Here is a 17682-nt window from a genome sequence, read left to right as displayed (position 1 = left end):
GACACGAAAAAGCCCGGCGCGGACATCTCCGCACCGGGCTATTTCATGTTCGCAATGCGACTGGGTTCAGGCGGCGATCCCGGCGAAGCGGTCGAGCGCAGCATCCGCATCGTCCGGCCAGCGCGAGAGCACCAGCAGGCGCTTGTGGCCGTGGCCGACGATGAGTTCGTCGGTCACGCCCATGCCGCCGTGGAACTGGATCATCTCGTGACCGAGTTCGAGGGCCGCCGGCGCGATGAACGCACGCGCGCCCTGCACCGCCGAAGCGAAGTCCGGCGTGCCCTGCGTGACCATGGCGAGGTTGAGCAGCGCACGGGCCTGCTCGATCGCCGTATACTGGGCGGCCATGCGATGCTGGATCGCCTGGAACTGGCCGAGCGGGCTGCCGAACTGTTCGCGCGTGCGCAGATAGTCCAGCGTATCGTCGAACAGGCGCTGCATGATGCCCAGCGCTTCGGCCGAACGCGCGAGCGAGGCCATTTCCTCGATCGAGGCCAGCAGCGCGGCGCCGCCGTTCAGCTTCACCGCCGGCACCGTATCCAGCACCAGCGAGGCCGCGACCGAGCCATCGGCCATGCGCCACGACGTGGCGGTAAGGCCGGGTGCGCCCGCTTCGACGAAATAGAGGCCAAGGCCGTCGGTCGAGCCGGGCGCCCCGCCCGTGCGCGCCGTGACGACATAGCCGTCCACACCCGCGCCGGTGACGACAAAGGGCTTGGCGCCGGTAAGCGTGGCGCTGTCGCCCTCACCCTTGGCGGCGGTGGCAACCCACAGGCTGCCCGCGCGGCTGCCGGCTTCGGCGTGGGCCAGCGCCATGCGGCGCGTGCCGCTGAGCAGGCCATCCATCCATTGATCGCGCAGCGCATCGGGCGCAGCGGCAGCGAACGTGCGGCCAGCGACCAGCACCGCCTCGATCAGCGGTTCGACCACCAGGCCGCGGCCCAGCGCTTCGAACACGGTGGCGATCCCCGTCGCATCGAGGCCAAGGCCGCCATGCTGTTCGGCGAACGGCGCCGCGATCAGGCCGAGTTCACCGAGCAATGCCCAGTTCTGCGGCGAAAAACCCTGGTCCGTCGCAACGTAGGCGCGGCGGCGATCGATATCGTAATGGTCATCGACGAAACGCTCGGCCAGGGCCTTGAGCATTTCTTCGTCCTCGGTGAGGTCGAAATTCACGGGCGTTCTCCCTTTGCGCGGACCTCTATCATCGTCGCCGACCCGCTCACCGCTGGGCAAAAGGCTAGGCACAATAAGACTTCCGGAGTGATTGTTAAAAAATGCTGCGCCCGGTATGACCGAGCATAGGCCTTGGGAGAGAGCTGTGCTTTCGGTGGAAACCATCGATTCGGTCCGGATTAGTGGGCCGGACGACGTCAGGAGAGCGGCCGAGGCCCTCAACAAGATTGCGCTTGCTGCCGGAATGCGCGCGGCTCCGGCCCACGACATTGCCGACAAGCGCACGCCGGTCGACGCCGTCGGCAATATCCTCGCCCACGACGTGTTCGGCTGGAACGACGAGAAGGTGTGGTGGCGCAACTCGCGCATCGCGCTCGATTCCCCGATCACCTCGGCCTGCCGCTTCGAAAGCGAGCCGTTCTGGGTCAACGCCAGCGGGTTCCACACCCGCCAGTCGAACCACTACCTGACCGCGATCGACCTCACCAATTTCGAGAACCGGGCAATGACCCGCGCCGCGATCGTGGTGCCGGTCCACCTGCCCTTCGGCCAGATCGGCGCGGTGAGCTTCAATCCGCTCGATCCCGAACTGACCGAGCTGGACGATATGTTCATCGAACTCGGCGACGCGTTCGGCATCTATTCGCGCACTTTCATCGCCAGCTATGTCCACGCGATGGGGTCGGTACAGGCCCTGCCGCCGGGATCGCGCCTTTCGAAGCGCGAGGTCGAATGCCTGCGCTGGGCTGCCATCGGCAAGACCGACCTTGAAATCAGCATGATCATGGGTCGCAGCCGCGCGACGGTGCGCTTCCACATCCACAATGCCTCGATGAAGCTGAACGCGGTCAACCGCAGTCAGACCGTCTTCAAGGCCGCGCAGCTGGGCTACATCTCGCTCACCACCTGATCCCGATATCCTTTCCTCGTGAACCACAGGGAGACCGCATGTCCGACAAGCCGTTCGATCCAATCGCCACATGGGCAGACATGGTCCAGAAGTGGGAGCAAGAGATCAACAGCTGGTCTGGCAAGCTGACCGAGAGCGAGCAGTTCAGCTCCATGATGGGCGGCGTGACGCGCATCCAGCTGATCGTCCAGCGCTCCGTCGCCGAGCAGATGGAAGGAATGCTGCGCACGCTCAACATGCCGAGCAAGGTGCAGATCGAGGCGCTGACCGAGCGGCTCGACGCCATTGAGGATTCGATCGACCGGTTGCGGCTGGCCGTCGAGGCCAGGGCGCTGAAGCCGGGCAACGCGTCGCCGGCCGAGGCAGTGCCGGTGCCTCCCGAGCCGAAGCGCACCCGCCAGCCGACGGCTGCGCCGACCAAGAAAGCCTGAACACCTTGACCGGGGGGACAAGGATGAACCGAAGGGGCACGATGCGAAACAAGGGGGATCGGCCATCGTGAGCGAGGGAACGGGGCAGCTATCGCCCGAAGCGGTCGGCGAGCGCGTCCGGCGTGAAGTGGACCGTGCGCTGAAGCGCAACATCAAGGGCCTGGAGTTCCTGGCCGCCGGGCGGCAGGAAGTGGGCGCGATGGCCAAGGATCTGGTCCACCGCGAAGGCACCGCGATGCTCTATCGCTATCGCCCCGTGGTGGACGAAATCTATCGCCTTCCGCTGCTGATCGTCTCTCCGCCGAGCAACAAGGGCTATATCTTCGATCTCGCCCCCGGCCAGAGCATGGTCGAATTTCTGCTCCAGCGCGGCTACGATGTGTTCAATCTGGACTGGGCACCGCCCCGCCATGACGAATCGCACCTTGGCCTGACCGACTATGTCGACCGCTTCATTCCCGACAGCATGGCGCGGATAGAGGAGATCACCGGCGAACGCGAGGTGACGCTGGCCGGATATTGCATGGGCGGCACGCTGGCGACGATCCACACCGCGTTGCACACCGGGCCGGGCGAAGCGAACCGGGTGAAAAACCTGATGCTGTTCGCCACCCCCATCGATTTTTCGACAATGCGGCTGTTCCAGACCTGGGCCGACAAGCGCCACTTCGACGTGGACATGGTGGTCGACCGGCTGGGCGTGATCCCGCCCGAACTGATGCTCGGCGCGTTCGACCTGTCGCGTCCGGCGAACCGCACCGCGGGCCGGCTGCACTTGTGGTCGAACATGTGGAACGACGAATTTGTCCGGTCCTATCGGATGTTCGATCGCTGGGCAGCCGAAACGCTGCCGGTGCCCGGCGAATATTTCCGCGAGCAGATCAAGAAGCTGATGTGGGCGAACGCGCTGGTCGAGGGAACGCTCGACGTGGGCGGGCGCATCGCGGATCTGTCGCGCGTCAAGGTTCCCATTCTCAACATCATCGCGCAGCACGACCATGTCGTCAGCAGGGAAGCGGCCAGCCCGCTGATGACGCTGACGGGATCGGAAGACCGCGAGGAAATCCTCTCCAAGGGCGGCCACGTCAGCCTCGTGGCCGGTCCCGCCGCCCTCCGGCGGCTGTGGCCCCTGATCGACGACTGGCTTGGCAAAAGGTCCGTGTGATGTCCGATACCCTTACCTACCCGCGCACCATCGTCGCCAAGGCGCACCGCATGACGGTGCGCCCGATGGTGGCCGAAGATGCCGAGGATGTGGTGGCTTTTGCCCGCTCGATCCCGGCGCACGACCTGCTGTTCCTGGCCCGCGACATCCGCAACCCGAAAGTGGTGGCGGCGTGGATCGAACAGGTCGAACGCGGCATGATGCGCAGCCTGGTCGCGCATGACGTCGCCGGCAAGGTGGCCGGCTGCACCGCGCTGGTCCGCGACGAGCTGAGCTGGTCGCCCCACGTCGCCGAGGTCCGCATCGTGGTCGATCCCGGCCTGCGCGGCAGCGGCTTCGGCCGCGCACTGACTCAGGAATGCATGGCGCAGGCGCTCGATCTGCCGGTGACCAAGATCGTGGCGCGGCTGACCCCGGACCAGGCAGGCGCGCTCAAGGTGTTCGAGGACATGGGCTTCCTGCCCGAGGCGCTGCTGCGCGATCACGTACGCGACGCAGAAGGCGATACGCACGACATCGCGATCATGGCCCTGAACCTCGACCGGCAGGGCGGGCTGAAGCGGATCTACGGGCTGGGGTAAGCGCTTTCTGCGTGCGCCCCTGGCATCACCAGGGGCGCACGGGGCGCTTCAGGGGTAGAATGCCGAGAACGGACCGGCGCGGTCGAACGCGCGCCAATCGCCTTCCGGCAACGCAAGCCGATCTGCCACCGCATAGAACACCGCCGGATTCGCAACGAAGCCGAAGTGGCTGCAATGGATCTCGATGTTCTCTGTCTGCGCGTCGGTCTCGCTGACGCAGTTCTCCCACGCGGTGATGCCGTCGCTGCGGCTGTAGATGGCGCTGGACGGCACTTTCAGCGGGTGATGCCCGAAGGCGTAGCGCGCGGCGGTGTCGGTCGAGGACACCTTGTTGCCGGTCAGCAGTTCGTACATCGTGCTGAGGCTGGTGGCGCGGGGATTGCCGGTGAACGGGCTGCCCAGCGTGATCACCTGCCGTAGCGCGCCATGATCGCGCCGTGCCGCTTCGCGCGCGATCACGCCGCCAAGGCTCCAGCCGACGAGGCTGACGCGCGCACCGGCGCGGTCGGCGATTTCCTCGATGCGGCGGGCGACGTGCTCGCCGTTCTCACCGGCGCTATGCTGGTCGAGGTTCCAGCCAAGATCCCACGGGAACACTTCATAGCCCACAAGCGACAGGAACTTGCGCAGCAGGCCGGTCATCGTGTCGTTGGTGGCAAAACCGGGCAGGACCATCACGGGGTGCCCGTCGCCGCGCGGCGCGGAGAACAGCAGCGGCCAGCTCATCGCCAGCGTGCCGGCCTCCGCCAGGAGGCGCGCGCCTTCGAGCGCGGTCCAGCCGAAATGAGGACGACGGATCTCGCCCACTGCATCACGCGCGATGTGATCCCGGCGGGGAGGCGTGGGCTTTTCGAACCTGACGACGGCCATCTGCGGCATTCCTCCATTTGTCCGACACATCAGTGCCACACTGGCAAAAGGAACAACCCTAGCGTTTTGCAGAGTCGCTTAAGGGACCGGGGGTGATGCTTAAGGGCACGGCTAAGGAATCGGATGAGCGCAGCGCTCGTGCGAGATGGGACAGGGGCCATGATGCGCGATATTGCCGAAGGGCTGTTTACTGCGGAAAATCCGCCACGGCTGATCGGCGGCCGCGACAAGGAGAGCGGGCGCATTGTCTTCCCCTGCCCGCCCGGCGACCGTTTCGAGCCGTTCCCGCTTTCGCGCACCGGCAAGCTGTGGTCCTACACGATCCAGCGTTTCCGCCCGAAAAGCCCGCCCTACGCCGGTCCCGAGGCATTTCGTCCGTGGGCCGTGGGCTATGTCGAACTGCCCGGCGAGGTCATCGTCGAGAGCCGACTCGCCAACGTGGAGTTCGAGGACATCCGCATCGGCATGGATCTGGAACTGACCCTTGTGCCGCTCAATCCCGAAGCGGCCGACAGCGTACTGGTCCACGCCTTCCAACCCGCAGGAGCATCAGCATGAGCGGCGACGTCTGCATCGTCGGCATCGGCATTCACCCGTTCGGGCGCACCGATGGCGTTTCCGGCCTCGACCAGGGCGTCTTCGCGGTGCGTCAGGCGCTTGCCGACGCGGGCGTCGAATGGAGCGACGTCCAGTTCGCCTATGGCGGCTCCGACGCGGCCGGTAACCCGGACACGATGGTCGAACGCCTCGGCCTGACCGGCGTGCAGTTCATCAACGTGCGCAACGGTTGCGCCGCGGGTGGCTCTGCCCTGTTCAGCGCGCAGATGGCGATCAAGTCGGGCGAGTTCGAGCTGGGCCTCGCGGTCGGCTTCGACAAGCACCCGCGCGGCGCGTTCAACGCGCTGCCGAGCGAATACAACCTGCCCGACTGGTACGGCGATGCCGGCTACATGGTCACCACGCAGTTCTTCGCCAACAAGATCACGCGCTACATGCACGAGCACGGCATCAGCCGCACGACGCTGGGCCGGGTCGCGGAGAAGGCATTCCGCAACGCGGTCCATGCCGATCACGCCTGGCGGCGCGAGCCGGTCGCGCTTGAGGAAATCCTCGAAGGCGCGATGGTGTCCGACCCCTACTCCAAGTACATGTTCTGCTCGCCCGCCGAAGGCGGCGTGGCGCTGATCCTCGCCAGCGAGAAGAAGGCGCGCGAACTCGGCCGCCCGATGATCCGGCTCAAGGCCGCGGCCATGCGCACCCGCCCGCCCAAGAGCTTCGAGGTCTTCGCGCCTTCGATCGATATCGGCGGCGGCACCGCCACGGCGACGCAGATCGCGTCTGCCGATGCGTTCCGCATGGCCGGCATCGGTCCCGAGGATATCAAGGTCGCGCAGTTGCAGGACACCGAGTGCGGCGCCGAGATCATGCACATGGCCGAGAACGGCTTCTGCAAGAACGGCGAGCAGGAAGCCTGGCTCGCCGAAGGCCGGACCGAGATCGGCGGCGCACTGCCGGTCAACACGGACGGCGGCTGCCTTGCCTGCGGCGAACCGATCGGCGCCTCTGGCCTGCGCCAGGTCTACGAGAACGTCGTCCAACTGCGCGGCGACGGCGGCGGCCGCCAGGTCCCCGGCGATCCCAAAACTGCCTATAGTCACGTCTATGGCGCCCCCGGCGTCTCGGCAGTGACCATCCTCGAACGCTGAAGAAACCATGGATATCGAACTTTCCCCCGAAGAGACCGCGTTCCGCGACGAGGTTCGCGCGTTCCTGACCGCGAACCTGCCGCAGGACGTGAAGGACGGCGCGGCTGCGTCGCCCACCGTGTTCGTCGAGCCGGACATCGGCCAGCAGTGGAACAAGGTGCTGAACGAGCAGGGCTGGCTGGCCTACCAGTGGCCCAAGGACGTGGGCGGCACTGGCTGGAGCCCCGTGCAGCGCTATATCTTCGAGAAGGAATGCGCGCTGGCCGGCGCGCCGAACCTGACGGTGCTCGGCCTCAAGCTGGTCGCGCCGGTGATCTATTCCTTCGGCACGCCGGAGCAGAAGGCCAAGTACCTGCCCCGCATCCTGTCGGGCGAGGATTACTGGTGCCAGGGCTTCTCCGAGCCGGGCAGCGGCTCGGACCTCGCCTCGCTCCAGACCCGCGCGGTGCTGAGCGAGGACGGCACGCATTACAAGGTGACCGGCTCGAAGATCTGGACCACCCACGCACACTGGGCGAACATGATGTTCACGCTGGTGCGCACCGATCCGGCGGTGAAGAAGCAGGCGGGCATCTCGTTCCTGCTGATCGACATGAACCAGCCGGGCGTCTCGGTGCGCCCGATCCTGACGCTGGCGGGTGACCACGAGGTCAACCAGGTCTTCCTCGAGGACGTGATCGTCCCCGTCGAAAACCGCATCGCCGAGGAAGGCGCCGGGTGGAAGCTCGCCAAGTTCCTGCTCGAAAACGAGCGCGGCGGTTCGTGCCACGCACCCAAGCTGGGCTATGACCTCGAACAGGTCGAAGCCATGGCGCGCGAACAGAGCGACGGGCGCGGTGGCCAGCTGGCCGACGACGCACAGTGGAAGCGCCGTGTCGCCAAGGCACGGCTCGGCGTGCAGTCGCTGGAAATGATCGAGCTGAAGATCCTGTCGGAAGTGGCCAAGGGCCGTCCGCCGGGTCCGCAGACCTCGCTGACCAAGCTGCTCGCGTCGAACCTGCGCCAGGAAGTCGATCTCCTCGCGGTGGACGTGCTCGGCCCTGCAGGCCTGCAGCTTGACACAATCCGCCCGCTTTATGGCGACAATGCCCCGCCGGCGGTCCATTCCAAGGCGGCCCAGGTGGCCGCCGCCCGCTATCTCAACAGCCGCGCGTGGACGATCTTCGGCGGTACCAACGAAGTGCAGGCCGGGATCATCGCCCGGACCGTGCTTGGCCTATAAGGGAAGAGAAGGATGCAGCTGAGCCGTGAGGCGCTATTGCGCGCCTATCGCCAGATGAAGGTGATCCGAGAGTTTGAGGAACGCCTTCACGTTGATATCCAGACCGGCGAGATTGCCGGTTTCACGCATTTGTACTGCGGCCAGGAAGCGGTTGCGGTGGGGGTGTGCGAACATCTTTCGGTAGAGGACAAGATCGTCTCGACGCACCGCGGCCACGGTCACTGCCTGGCCAAGGGCTGCGACGTGAACGGGATGATGAAGGAGATCTGGGGCAGCCGCGAGGGCCTGTGCAAGGGCAAGGGCGGCTCGATGCACATCGCCGACGTGGACAAGGGCATGCTGGGCGCCAACGGCATCGTGGGCGGCGGCGCGCCGATCGCGGTGGGCGCGGGCATCGCCGCCAAGATCGACGGCAACGGCCACGTCTCGATCGCCTTCTCGGGCGACGGCGCGTGCAACCAGGGCACCACCTTCGAGGCCATGAACATGGCCGTGGTGACCAAGGCCGCCACCATCTTCGTGTTCGAGAACAACCACTATTCCGAGCACACCGGCTTCGAATACGCGGTCGGCACCACCCGCGACATCGCCAGCCGCGCCGAAGCGTTCGGCATGAAGGTGTGGCGCGGTGACGGCACCGACTTCTTCTCGGTGTTCGAGACGATGCGCGAAGTGCTGGAATACGTGCGCGTGCCCGGCAATGGCCCGGCCGCGGTGGAATTCGACACCGAGCGCTTCTTCGGCCACTTCGAGGGCGACCCGCAGCGCTACCGCGGCCCGGGCGAACTCGACCGCATCCGCGAGCTGCGCGACTGCCTCAAGAACTTCCGCAAGAGCGTGACCGACGCCAAGCTGCTCGACCATGCCGATCTCGACGCGCTCGATGCCGAAGTGCTCGAAGCGATCGAGGAATCGGTCCGCCAGGCCAAGGCCGCACCGCGCGGCACGGCCGAGGACGTCCTCACCGACGTCTACATTTCGTACTGAGGCGGGGAGCGAAAGCCATGGCCAAGATGATGTATCGCGACGCCGTCGTTACGACGATCGCAGAGGAAATGGAGCGCGACGAGAACGTCGTCGTGCTGGGCGAGGACGTGGTCGGCGGCATGGGCACGCCGGGCGGGCCCGAAGCCATCGGCGGCATCTGGTCGACCTCGACCGGGCTCTACGGCCGGTTCGGCGCCGACCGCGTGATCGACACCCCGATCTCGGAAAGCGCGATCATGGGCGCGGCGGCCGGTCTGGCGCTGTCGGGCAAGCGCCCGATCGCCGAACTGATGTTCGCCGACTTCATCGGCGTTTCGCTGGACCAGATCTGGAACCAGATCGGCAAGTTCCGCTACATGTTCGGCGGCAAGACCAAGTGCCCCGCGGTGATCCGCATGGCCTATGGCGCGGGCTACAACGCCGCCGCGCAGCACAGCCAGTCGGTCCACCAGATCCTGACCGGCATGCCCGGCCTCAAGGTGGTCATGCCCACCACGCCGGCCGACGTGAAGGGCCTGCTGCGCGCCGCGATCCGCGATGACGATCCGGTGATCTTCCTCGAGCACAAGGCGCTCTACGGCGTCTCGGGCGAAGTGCCGGACGACAAGGACTACATGATCCCGTTCGGCCATGCGCGCCTGTCGCGCGCGGGGCAGGACGTGACCATCGTCTCGACCGGCCTGCTGCTGGGCTTCTGCGAAGCCGTGGCCGACAAGCTCGCTGCCGAAGGCATCGGCTGCGACGTGATCGACCTGCGCACCACCAGCCCGATCGACGAGGAATCGATCCTCGATTCGGTCGAGGTGACCGGCCGCCTGGTCGTCGTCGACGAAGCGCCGCCGCGCTGCAGCCTGGCCGCCGACATCTGCGCGACGGTGGCCAACAAGGCCTTCGCCAGTCTCAAGGCGCCGCCGCAGGCGGTCAACCCGCCGCACACCCCGATCCCGTTCGCGCGTGAGCTGGAATCTGCCTACCTCCCCTCGGCCGACAAGATCGAGGCCGCGGTGCGCAAGGTTCTGGCTTACCGCTAAAGGAGCCGCTTCATGGCCAATATCCGCCCCTTCTGCATGCCCAAGTGGGGCATCGAGATGACCGAGGGCACCATCGCCGAATGGATGGTCAAGGAAGGCGACGCCTTCTCCAAGGGCCAGACGCTCTGCCTGATCGAAACCGCCAAGATCACCAACGAGGTCGAGGCGGAGTACGATGCCGTGCTCAAGCGCCTGCTCGTCCCCGCGAGTGAGGAAGCCTATCCGGTGGGCGCGCTGCTCGCCGTGTTCGCCGATGCCGACGCGACCGACGCCGAGATCGATGCCTTCGTCGAAAGCTTCAAGCCCGCCGAAACCTCGGTCGCGGCCAAGTCCGGCGGCGGCTCCGCCCCGGCGGCGGCCCCTGCCCCGGCAGCAGCGGCTCCGGCCGCGGCACCCGCGCGCACGCCGAAGAAGATCGTGACCAACCGTCCGATCAGCCCCGAGGCGCTCAAGCTCGCCGAGGAAGAAGGCGTCGACATCGAGGAGATCGAGGGTTCGGGCCGCAATGGCCGGATCACCTACCAGGACGTCGCGCAGGCGCTGCGTCCCGATCGCGGCCCGGTGCTGCGCGGCACGGCGCCGCTGCCGGCCGAGATCGCGGCGATCTTCGCCTCGCCGCTCGCCCGCCGCATCGCCGCGCAGCACGACATCGACCTGTCGGGCCTCGTCGGCACCGGCCCGCGCGGCCGCATCTCGAAGGCCGACGTGCTCGCGCTGGTCAAGCCGGCGGCCCCCGCCGGTGCGGTCGCCTTCGGCGCGCCGTTCGAACTGGTCGCCAACCAGCCCGCGGTCCAGCCCTTCGACAAGGTGCGCAAGGTCGTCGCCCGCCGCCTGACCGAGGCCAAGCAGACCATCCCGCACTTCTACCTGCGCGTCTCGGCGGCGGTGGACGAGCTGATGGCGCTGCGCAAGACGGCCAACCTCGTGCTCGGCACCAAGGCGTCGATCAACGACTACATCGTCAAGGCGGTGGCGCTGTCGCTGGTGAAGCATCCCGCGGTCAACGTGCAGGTGCACGGCGACGAAGTGCACCTCTACCCGCACGCCGACGTGGCGATCGCGGTGGCCAGCCCCAAGGGCCTCGTCACCCCGATCGTGCGCCAGGCCGACCGGATGCACATCGCGCAGCTCGCGGCGGCAACCCGCGCGCTGATCGACAAGGCCCAGGCCGGACGGCTCGGCTACGAGGACATGGACGGCGGCACCTTCTCCGTCTCCAACCTCGGCATGTTCGGGATCGAGCAGTTCGACGCGATCATCAACCCGCCCCAGGGCGCGATCCTCGCGGTCGGCGGCGTGAACAAGGTCGCGGTCGAACTCCCCAACGGTGACATCGGCTTCGAAAGCCGCATACAGTTCACCATGTCCGTCGACCACCGCGCCATCGACGGCGCTCTCGGTGCCCAGTTCCTCCAGACCCTCAAGGCACTCATCGAAAATCCCGAAGGACTGTTCCAGTGACGCGCAAGATCCACGAACTGGGGCCGATCGGCCAGCTTGCCTATCTGCCGCAGGATTTCGACGCGGCGGTGAAGTACTGGACCGAAACCATGCAGGTCGGGCCGTTCTACCTGATGGAGAACGTCGCGCTGGGCGAAGCCAAGTACAAGGGCGTGCCGACCGACGCGGTGTTCTCGATCGCCATCGCCTATTGGGGCGATGTCCAGATCGAGCTGATCCGCCCGGAAAACCGCGCACCGTCGATCTACACTGGCGAATACGCGGTGACTGACCAGCTGCACCACATCTGCATCTTCGTCGATTCGATCGAGGAAGCGCGCGCGGCCTGTGCCGAAGCGAGCGCCACGATCCTGGTCGAAGGCAAGGTCGGTGCAGACGGTGAAGTGATCTACGTCGACCCGGGCGCGGGCCCCGGCGGCGTGGTCGAACTGCTCCAGAACATGACCGGAGCGGACGCGATCTTCCAGATGATCAAGGACGCCGGCAAGGACTGGGACGGCAGCGAACCGCTGCGCATCCTGGGCTAAGTTCAAACTGGCCTGAAGACGCCGAGTTCAGGCCACGAAGGCCCGGTGCACCGTGGGGGCGGTGCACCGGGCCTTTTCGCGTCAGGAGCCCTGGTGCCGCTTCCACAGCACCAGCTTGTCACCCAGGATCTCCACCCGGGCTGCCGCTGCATAATGCGCCCGGATTTCGGCCATCACCGTGGACGCCGTCCGCGTATCGCGGTGCGCGGCATAGTCCGGGCGGGTGACGATGAACGCGGGTTTACGCGCCAGTGCCTCGGCCACGAGCGCCTGTTGCGGACGGCCCAATGCACCGGCTTCGAACAAGTTGCTGTGATGCGACGCGAACGGATAGACGCCGCCATCGTGCCCGGTGGCCGGATAGAGCGCGGTCGGGCCGGTAAACACATAGAGGCCGGCGTGCGGTCCGGCAGCACGGACCTGCGCCACCAGCAGCGCAAAGGCGCGTTCGTCGCGCTGCCCCTCGGCGATCCGCGTGGGCAGGTTCGCCGCCGTCCCGAACGCGGCCAGCAGGATCGCTGCGCCGACTTTCCCCGATCCGGCGCGCAAGTCGATGAACGGCACCGCCAGCAGCACCGCCCACGGCACCAGAAATGCATAGTAATAGGCGATGACGTTGGCGGTGAAGTAGATCGAGGCGAGCGCGGCCAGCGTCATCAGGGCGATGATGCCATAGGAGCGCGGCGGATAGCTGCGCCCCGTGCGGAAATAGGCCCATACCCCCGCGGCGATGGTCAGCACCAGCGGCCCGATGACGGACAGCGTCCGGGGATGCCAGCGCCCCGTCACGGGCGGGCGGTCGAACACCGACAGGAAATTGGCATAGGCGAACGCCTGGAAGTGACCCAGCGCCGCATAGACCAGCGTGACGGCCAGCGTCGGGGCAAGGCCGAGCGCCGCGAACAGCACCGCCTCGCGCAGCAGGCGCCGCGGATCACCGTGCGCGCGCCAACGCTCGGCAAGCGCTGCCAATCCGAACACCGCGCAGAATGGCGCGGCAGTATACTTGATCTGGATGGCCAGCCCGCCCAGCAGCATCGCCCAGCACAGCGCGCGCAGCGAGCCCGGGCGCGTGAGCAGCAGCCATGTCATGGCAAGGCAGGGCACCGTGAAGAACAGTTCGCTCTGCCCGCCGCGGCATCCATAGATGCCCATGCCGACAAGGTAGAGCAGAGCGGCCACCAGCCCGGTGGCGCGGTCCGCCATGAGCGCGGCCATGCGGAACACAAGCCACGCACCGAGGCAGGCAAACAGGTCCGCGACCACGAGATAGGCCGCCGGATCCGGGCCGAACAGGGCATGCGCCCCCGCGTAGATCAGGAACAGCAGGATCGGCTTGCGGTCCCACACTTCGACATAGGGCAGCCGGCCCTCCAGCATTTCGCGGCCGATCAGCGAATAGAGTTGTTCGTCATGATCCACCACCGGGCTGTGAAACCACCAGATGCGCAGCAGCAGCGACGCCGCAACGATGGCGAGGATCGCCCAGCCATCCCGGCGCAGAAACTCCGGCCGGGCCTTTACGGATGGCGCGTCTGCGGCGGCGGTGATGGCGTCCACGTGCTTCCCCCGTCGCGCCGTTGATCGGGCAGCGACCGGGCCGGGCTTAGCCCGCAAAGCCTTTCGTGATGGTTAGCATGAGGTGAAACCCCGCTCCCGCGCACGAAAAAGGGGAGCGGCACCGGGCCGCTCCCCCTCATTCATTGCGCTGTCGCGCGTAATCAGCCGCGCGTGAAGCTTCCGCCGCTTGCGGCCTTCTCGGCCAGCAGCTTGCACGGCGTGATGCCGGCCGCCTTCAGCCCTTCGACCACCTTGGCAAGGCCCACGGTATCGGCCCAGAACATCGGGCCGCCGGTGTAGAGCGGCCAGTTGTAGCCCAGGATGCAGGCCACATCGATGTCGCTGGCGCGGATGGCCACGCCTTCTTCGAGCACCTTGGCGCCTTCGTTGACCACCGGGTAAAGCAGCCGCGCGACGATCTCCTGTTCGGAAAGCGATCCGGTTGCCGTGACTCCCTTGGCCTTGGCGAAATCGGCGATGACCTGTGCCGCCACAGGGCTGGGCGAGGCTTTGCGCTTCTCGTCATAGTCGTAGAAGCCGCCGCCCGACTTCTGGCCGAGGCGGCCGAGCTTGACGAGGTCGCCCGAAAGCGTGCGCTCGTTGCTGCCGCGCCCGATCACGTCGAGCCCGACAAGGTCGGTCATCGCGAACGGCCCCATGGCGAAGCCATAGTTGAAGATCGCAGCGTCGATGTCCGTCGGGGTGGGACCTTCGAGCACGAGCGCGTTGGCGGCGTAGGACCGGGGCGCCATCACGCGGTTGGCGATGAAGCCCGGCCCGACGCGGCTCACCACCGGCACCTTGGCGATGGCCTTGGCGATCTTCAGCGCGGTTGCCAGCACATCGTTCGCCGTCTTCGCGCCGCGCACGATTTCCAGCAGGCGCATGACGTTGGCCGGCGAGAAGAAGTGCAGGCCGACCACGTCCTCGGGCCGCGCAGTGGCAGAGGCGATCTCGTCCAGATCGAGGAACGAGGTGTTCGAGGCGAGGATCGCACCCTTCTTGCAAATGCCGTCGAGCTTGCCGAAGACGTCCTTCTTGATGCCCATTTCCTCGAACACCGCCTCGATCACGAGGTCGACGTCCGACAGGGCCTCCAGCCCGAGCGCCGGCGTGATCAGCGCCATGCGCTGTTCCACCTGCTCGGCGGTCATGCGGCCCTTCGCGGCGGTGTTCTCGTAGTTCTTGCGGATCACGCCCACGCCGCGATCAAGCGCGGCCTGGTTCATTTCCACCAGCGTCACGGGAATGCCCGCGTTGAGGAAGTTCATGGTGATGCCGCCGCCCATCGTGCCGGCGCCGATCACGCCGACCTTCTTGATGTCGCGGGTGGGCGTGCCGACCGGAAGGTCAGGCACCTTGGCGCCTTCGCGTTCGGCGAAGAAGTAGTAACGCTGCGCCGCGCTTTCGGTGCTGGACATCAGTTCGAGGAACAGTTCGCGCTCGCGCTCCATGCCCTTGTCGAAGGGCAGTTCGGCCGCAGCCTCGATTGCCTTGACGATGTTGAAAGGCGCCTTGAAGCCGCGGAACGCGCGGGCATTTGCCTTGAGGTAATCGGCATAGATCTCGGGCTTGCCGCGCGACTGCTCGACCTTGTCCTGACGATCACGCACGCGCACCAGCGGGCCACCTTCGGCCACCAGCTTCTTCGCGAAAGCGATGGCGTCCTCGCGCAGCTTGCCCTCTTCGGCGAGCGCATCGACCATGCCGAGTTCCAGCGCCTTCTTCGCGCCGATCGGCTTGCCGCCGGTCATGATGTCGAGCGCGGCGGGAACGCCGACGATGCGCGGCAGGCGCTGGGTGCCGCCGGCACCGGGCAGCAGGCCGAGCGCGACTTCCGGCAGGCCCACCTTGGCCGAAGGCACCGCGATGCGATAATGGCAGACCAGCGCGGTTTCATAACCGCCGCCCAGTGCGGTGCCGTGGATCGCGGCGATGACCGGCTTCGTGCCGTCCTCGATGATCTTGAACACGGCGTTGAGGTCCGGTCCCTGCGGCCCCTTGCCGAATTCGGAAATGTCGGCGCCAGCGATGAACGTGCGGCCCGCGCAAATCAGCACGATGGCCTTCACGCTGTCGTCGGCGGCGAACTGGGTGAACCCGTCGTGCAGCGCCTGCCGCGTGGCTGCGCTCAGCGCATTGACCGGCGGATTGTCGATGGTGAGAATGCCGATGCCGTCAATGACTTCGGTCGTGCCTACCTGACCCATTGTAACCTGCTCCCTTGGTTTATCGCGGGGCCATGCGGATCGCGCCGTCGAGGCGGATGCTCTGCCCGTTGAAGTATGTGTTGCGCACCAGCTCCATCGCGAAGCTGGCGAATTCGTGCGGCTCGCCCATGCGCTTGGGGAACGGGACCGAGGCGTTGAGCCCGTCCAGCACCTTTTGCGAATTGCGCGCGAGCAGCGGCGTGTTGAAAATGCCCGGCTGGATCGCATTGACCCGGATGCCGAGATCCATGAGATCGCGCGCCATCGGCAGGACGAGGCCGGATACCCCCGCCTTTGCCGAGCCATAGGCGATCTGTCCCACCTGCGCGTCCTGCGCGGCGGCGGAAGAGGTGAGCACGATGGTGCCGCGCTCGCCGTCCTCAAGCGGCTCCAGCGCCGCCATGCCGAGCGCCGCCAACGAGGCGACGCGGTAGCTGGCGGTGAGGATGCCATCGACGGCGAAGGCATAGTCCTCGGTCGAGAATCGGGTGAATTCGCCCGTCTCGCGGTTGCGGCCCACGGTCTTGCCCTTGCGGTTGACCATCGCACAGTGGACCAGCACGCGCTCCTGCCCATGCGCTGCGCGCGCGGCAGCGAAGCCGGCGAGGACCGAGTCCTCGCTGGTCACGTCGACCTTGACGAACAGGCCGCCGATCGCCCCGGCCACCTCTTGCCCCGCATCCTCGTTCAGATCGAAGATGGCGACTTTCGCACCCGCCGCCGCGAGCGCTTCGGCCGTCGCCCGGCCGAGGCCGGAGGCCCCGCCGGTGACGACCGCCGCGATCCCGGCGTCGATCTTCATTTCAGGAAGCCCTGGAGGCGGCCCTGAATGACTGCTTCGGCTTCGGCGATGATCCGGTCGATCAGCACCTGGCAGGTCGGGATGTCGTGAATCAGGCCCTGCACCATGCCGGCCCAGAACACGCCCTTCGACAGGTCGCCGGTTTCGAGCAACTGCTTGCCCGCCGTGCCTGCCACCAGTTCGCGCACGTCCTCGAACACCGCTTCCGGCTGGGCCAGACGGCGCACGACTTCCTCGGAAACCTCGCTCTTGCCGACGCGCGCAGTGTTCTTGAAGTTGCGGAAGATCAGGAAGCTGCCGCGTTCGTCATTGTCGATATAGGCCTGCTTCACGTTGTCGTGGATCGGCGCTTCGACCGTGGCGCAGAAGCGCGTGCCCATGTTAATGCCTTCGGCACCCAGCGCCAGCGCCGCGACGAGGCCGCGCCCGTCGCCGAAACCGCCCGAGGCGAGCAGCGGGATCTTCACCTTGTCGGCCGCGGCCGGGATCAGGATCAGGCCGGGGATGTCGTCCTCGCCCGGATGGCCCGCGCATTCGAAGCCGTCGATCGAGATCACGTCCACGCCCAGCCGCTCGGCCGAAAGCGCGTGGCGCACCGCGGTGCACTTGTGCAGGATCTTGACGCCGTGGGGCTTCAGCATTTCCCAGATTTCGCGCACGGCCTGCGTTCCGGCGGTTTCCACCACCTTCACCCCGCCGTCGATGATCGCCTGGGCATAGGCCTTGTAGTCGGGCGAATTGACGGTCGGGAAGATCGTCATGTTCACGCCGAAGGGCTTGGTAGTCATCGAACGGGTCCGCTCGATTTCCTCGCGCAGCTTTTCAGGCGTGGGCTGGGTCAGCGCGGTGACGATGCCGAGGCCGCCCGCGTTGGACACGGCGGAAGCCATTTCCGCGGTGCCCACGTTCATCATGCCGCCCTGGACGATCGGATGCTCGATTTCGAGCATTTCGGTAATGCGCGTCTTGAAAGCCATGCGGCCCCTCCTGAATCAAAATGATCGCCCGCCGCCCTTCCCGAAAGGACGGCGGCGGGCAACTGT

Annotated in this window: 17 protein-coding genes; 11 read left to right on the top strand and 6 right to left on the bottom strand. The window is 66.6% G+C overall.

Translation table 11 applies throughout. The features are described 5' to 3' along the window. Positions 1 to 66 precede the first annotated feature (66 nt). On the bottom strand, positions 67 to 1176 hold the full coding sequence (locus OLX02_RS07890; RefSeq protein WP_264421742.1) for an acyl-CoA dehydrogenase family protein: 1110 nt from the start codon (positions 1174 to 1176) through the stop codon (positions 67 to 69). 145 nt (positions 1177 to 1321) lie between these two features. Here OLX02_RS07890 and OLX02_RS07885 point away from each other — a divergent pair, with 145 nt between their 5' ends. The 4 genes from OLX02_RS07885 (at position 1322) to OLX02_RS07870 (ending at position 4263) form a co-directional block, all read left to right on the top strand. Next, positions 1322 to 2086 (top strand): helix-turn-helix transcriptional regulator, encoded by a 765-nt coding sequence (locus OLX02_RS07885; RefSeq protein ID WP_264421740.1) that lies wholly within the window; start codon positions 1322 to 1324, stop codon positions 2084 to 2086. A gap of 38 nt (positions 2087 to 2124) precedes the next feature. Further along, on the top strand, positions 2125 to 2517 hold the full coding sequence (locus OLX02_RS07880; RefSeq protein WP_264421738.1) for a hypothetical protein: 393 nt from the start codon (positions 2125 to 2127) through the stop codon (positions 2515 to 2517). A 67-nt stretch (positions 2518 to 2584) separates the two neighbouring features. Continuing rightward, positions 2585 to 3682: an alpha/beta fold hydrolase gene (locus OLX02_RS07875; RefSeq protein WP_264421736.1), complete on the top strand. Its 1098-nt coding sequence runs from the start codon at positions 2585 to 2587 to the stop codon at positions 3680 to 3682. After that, positions 3682 to 4263: a GNAT family N-acetyltransferase gene (locus OLX02_RS07870; protein ID WP_264421734.1), complete on the top strand. Its 582-nt coding sequence runs from the start codon at positions 3682 to 3684 to the stop codon at positions 4261 to 4263. The genes OLX02_RS07875 and OLX02_RS07870 overlap by 1 nt, the downstream gene beginning before the upstream one ends. Before the next feature lie 48 nt (positions 4264 to 4311). Here the strand turns inward: OLX02_RS07870 and OLX02_RS07865 are convergent, their stop codons facing one another. Beyond that, positions 4312 to 5133 (bottom strand): esterase/lipase family protein, encoded by an 822-nt coding sequence (locus tag OLX02_RS07865; RefSeq protein ID WP_264421732.1) that lies wholly within the window; start codon positions 5131 to 5133, stop codon positions 4312 to 4314. A 162-nt stretch (positions 5134 to 5295) separates the two neighbouring features. Between OLX02_RS07865 and OLX02_RS07860 the strand changes: the two genes are divergently transcribed. Genes OLX02_RS07860 through OLX02_RS07830 form a run of 7 tightly spaced genes read left to right on the top strand, consistent with a single transcriptional unit; the run spans position 5296 to position 12067 of the window. Then, complete coding sequence (locus OLX02_RS07860) at positions 5296 to 5691, top strand: Zn-ribbon domain-containing OB-fold protein (protein ID WP_264422071.1); 396 nt, start codon at positions 5296 to 5298, stop codon at positions 5689 to 5691. Beyond that, on the top strand, positions 5688 to 6839 hold the full coding sequence (locus OLX02_RS07855; protein ID WP_264421731.1) for a thiolase family protein: 1152 nt from the start codon (positions 5688 to 5690) through the stop codon (positions 6837 to 6839). Before OLX02_RS07860 ends, OLX02_RS07855 begins: the two co-directional genes overlap by 4 nt. A 7-nt stretch (positions 6840 to 6846) precedes the next feature. Beyond that, entirely contained in the window at positions 6847 to 8061 is a 1215-nt protein-coding gene (locus OLX02_RS07850; RefSeq protein ID WP_264421729.1) for an acyl-CoA dehydrogenase family protein, read from the top strand. A gap of 12 nt (positions 8062 to 8073) precedes the next feature. Further along, positions 8074 to 9048: a thiamine pyrophosphate-dependent dehydrogenase E1 component subunit alpha gene (locus tag OLX02_RS07845; RefSeq protein WP_264421727.1), complete on the top strand. Its 975-nt coding sequence runs from the start codon at positions 8074 to 8076 to the stop codon at positions 9046 to 9048. A 17-nt stretch (positions 9049 to 9065) separates the two neighbouring features. Next, entirely contained in the window at positions 9066 to 10079 is a 1014-nt protein-coding gene (locus tag OLX02_RS07840; RefSeq protein WP_264421725.1) for an alpha-ketoacid dehydrogenase subunit beta, read from the top strand. A gap of 12 nt (positions 10080 to 10091) precedes the next feature. After that, the gene (locus tag OLX02_RS07835; RefSeq protein ID WP_264421724.1) at positions 10092 to 11540 is read left to right on the top strand and encodes a dihydrolipoamide acetyltransferase family protein; all 1449 of its coding nucleotides are present in this window, start codon (positions 10092 to 10094) and stop codon (positions 11538 to 11540) included. After that, positions 11537 to 12067 (top strand): VOC family protein, encoded by a 531-nt coding sequence (locus tag OLX02_RS07830; RefSeq protein WP_264421722.1) that lies wholly within the window; start codon positions 11537 to 11539, stop codon positions 12065 to 12067. The genes OLX02_RS07835 and OLX02_RS07830 overlap by 4 nt, the downstream gene beginning before the upstream one ends. An 81-nt stretch (positions 12068 to 12148) precedes the next feature. Here the strand turns inward: OLX02_RS07830 and OLX02_RS07825 are convergent, their stop codons facing one another. From OLX02_RS07825 to OLX02_RS07810, 4 genes are all read right to left on the bottom strand, one after another. Then, on the bottom strand, positions 12149 to 13627 hold the full coding sequence (locus OLX02_RS07825; protein ID WP_264421721.1) for an ArnT family glycosyltransferase: 1479 nt from the start codon (positions 13625 to 13627) through the stop codon (positions 12149 to 12151). A 161-nt stretch (positions 13628 to 13788) separates the two neighbouring features. Further along, positions 13789 to 15837, bottom strand: a complete 2049-nt coding sequence (locus OLX02_RS07820; protein WP_264421720.1) for a 3-hydroxyacyl-CoA dehydrogenase NAD-binding domain-containing protein — start codon at positions 15835 to 15837, stop codon at positions 13789 to 13791. Between the two features lie 19 nt (positions 15838 to 15856). Continuing rightward, positions 15857 to 16639, bottom strand: a complete 783-nt coding sequence (locus OLX02_RS07815) for an SDR family oxidoreductase (RefSeq protein WP_264421719.1) — start codon at positions 16637 to 16639, stop codon at positions 15857 to 15859. Further along, complete coding sequence (locus OLX02_RS07810; RefSeq protein WP_264421718.1) at positions 16636 to 17616, bottom strand: NAD(P)H-dependent flavin oxidoreductase; 981 nt, start codon at positions 17614 to 17616, stop codon at positions 16636 to 16638. The genes OLX02_RS07815 and OLX02_RS07810 overlap by 4 nt, the downstream gene beginning before the upstream one ends. Positions 17617 to 17682 lie beyond the last annotated feature (66 nt).

The organism is Novosphingobium sp. KCTC 2891 (assembly GCF_025938155.1).
Lineage (GTDB): Bacteria > Pseudomonadota > Alphaproteobacteria > Sphingomonadales > Sphingomonadaceae > Novosphingobium.
The sequence above is the reverse complement of the archived record's forward strand: the minus strand, read 5'-3'. Positions and strand labels throughout refer to the sequence as shown.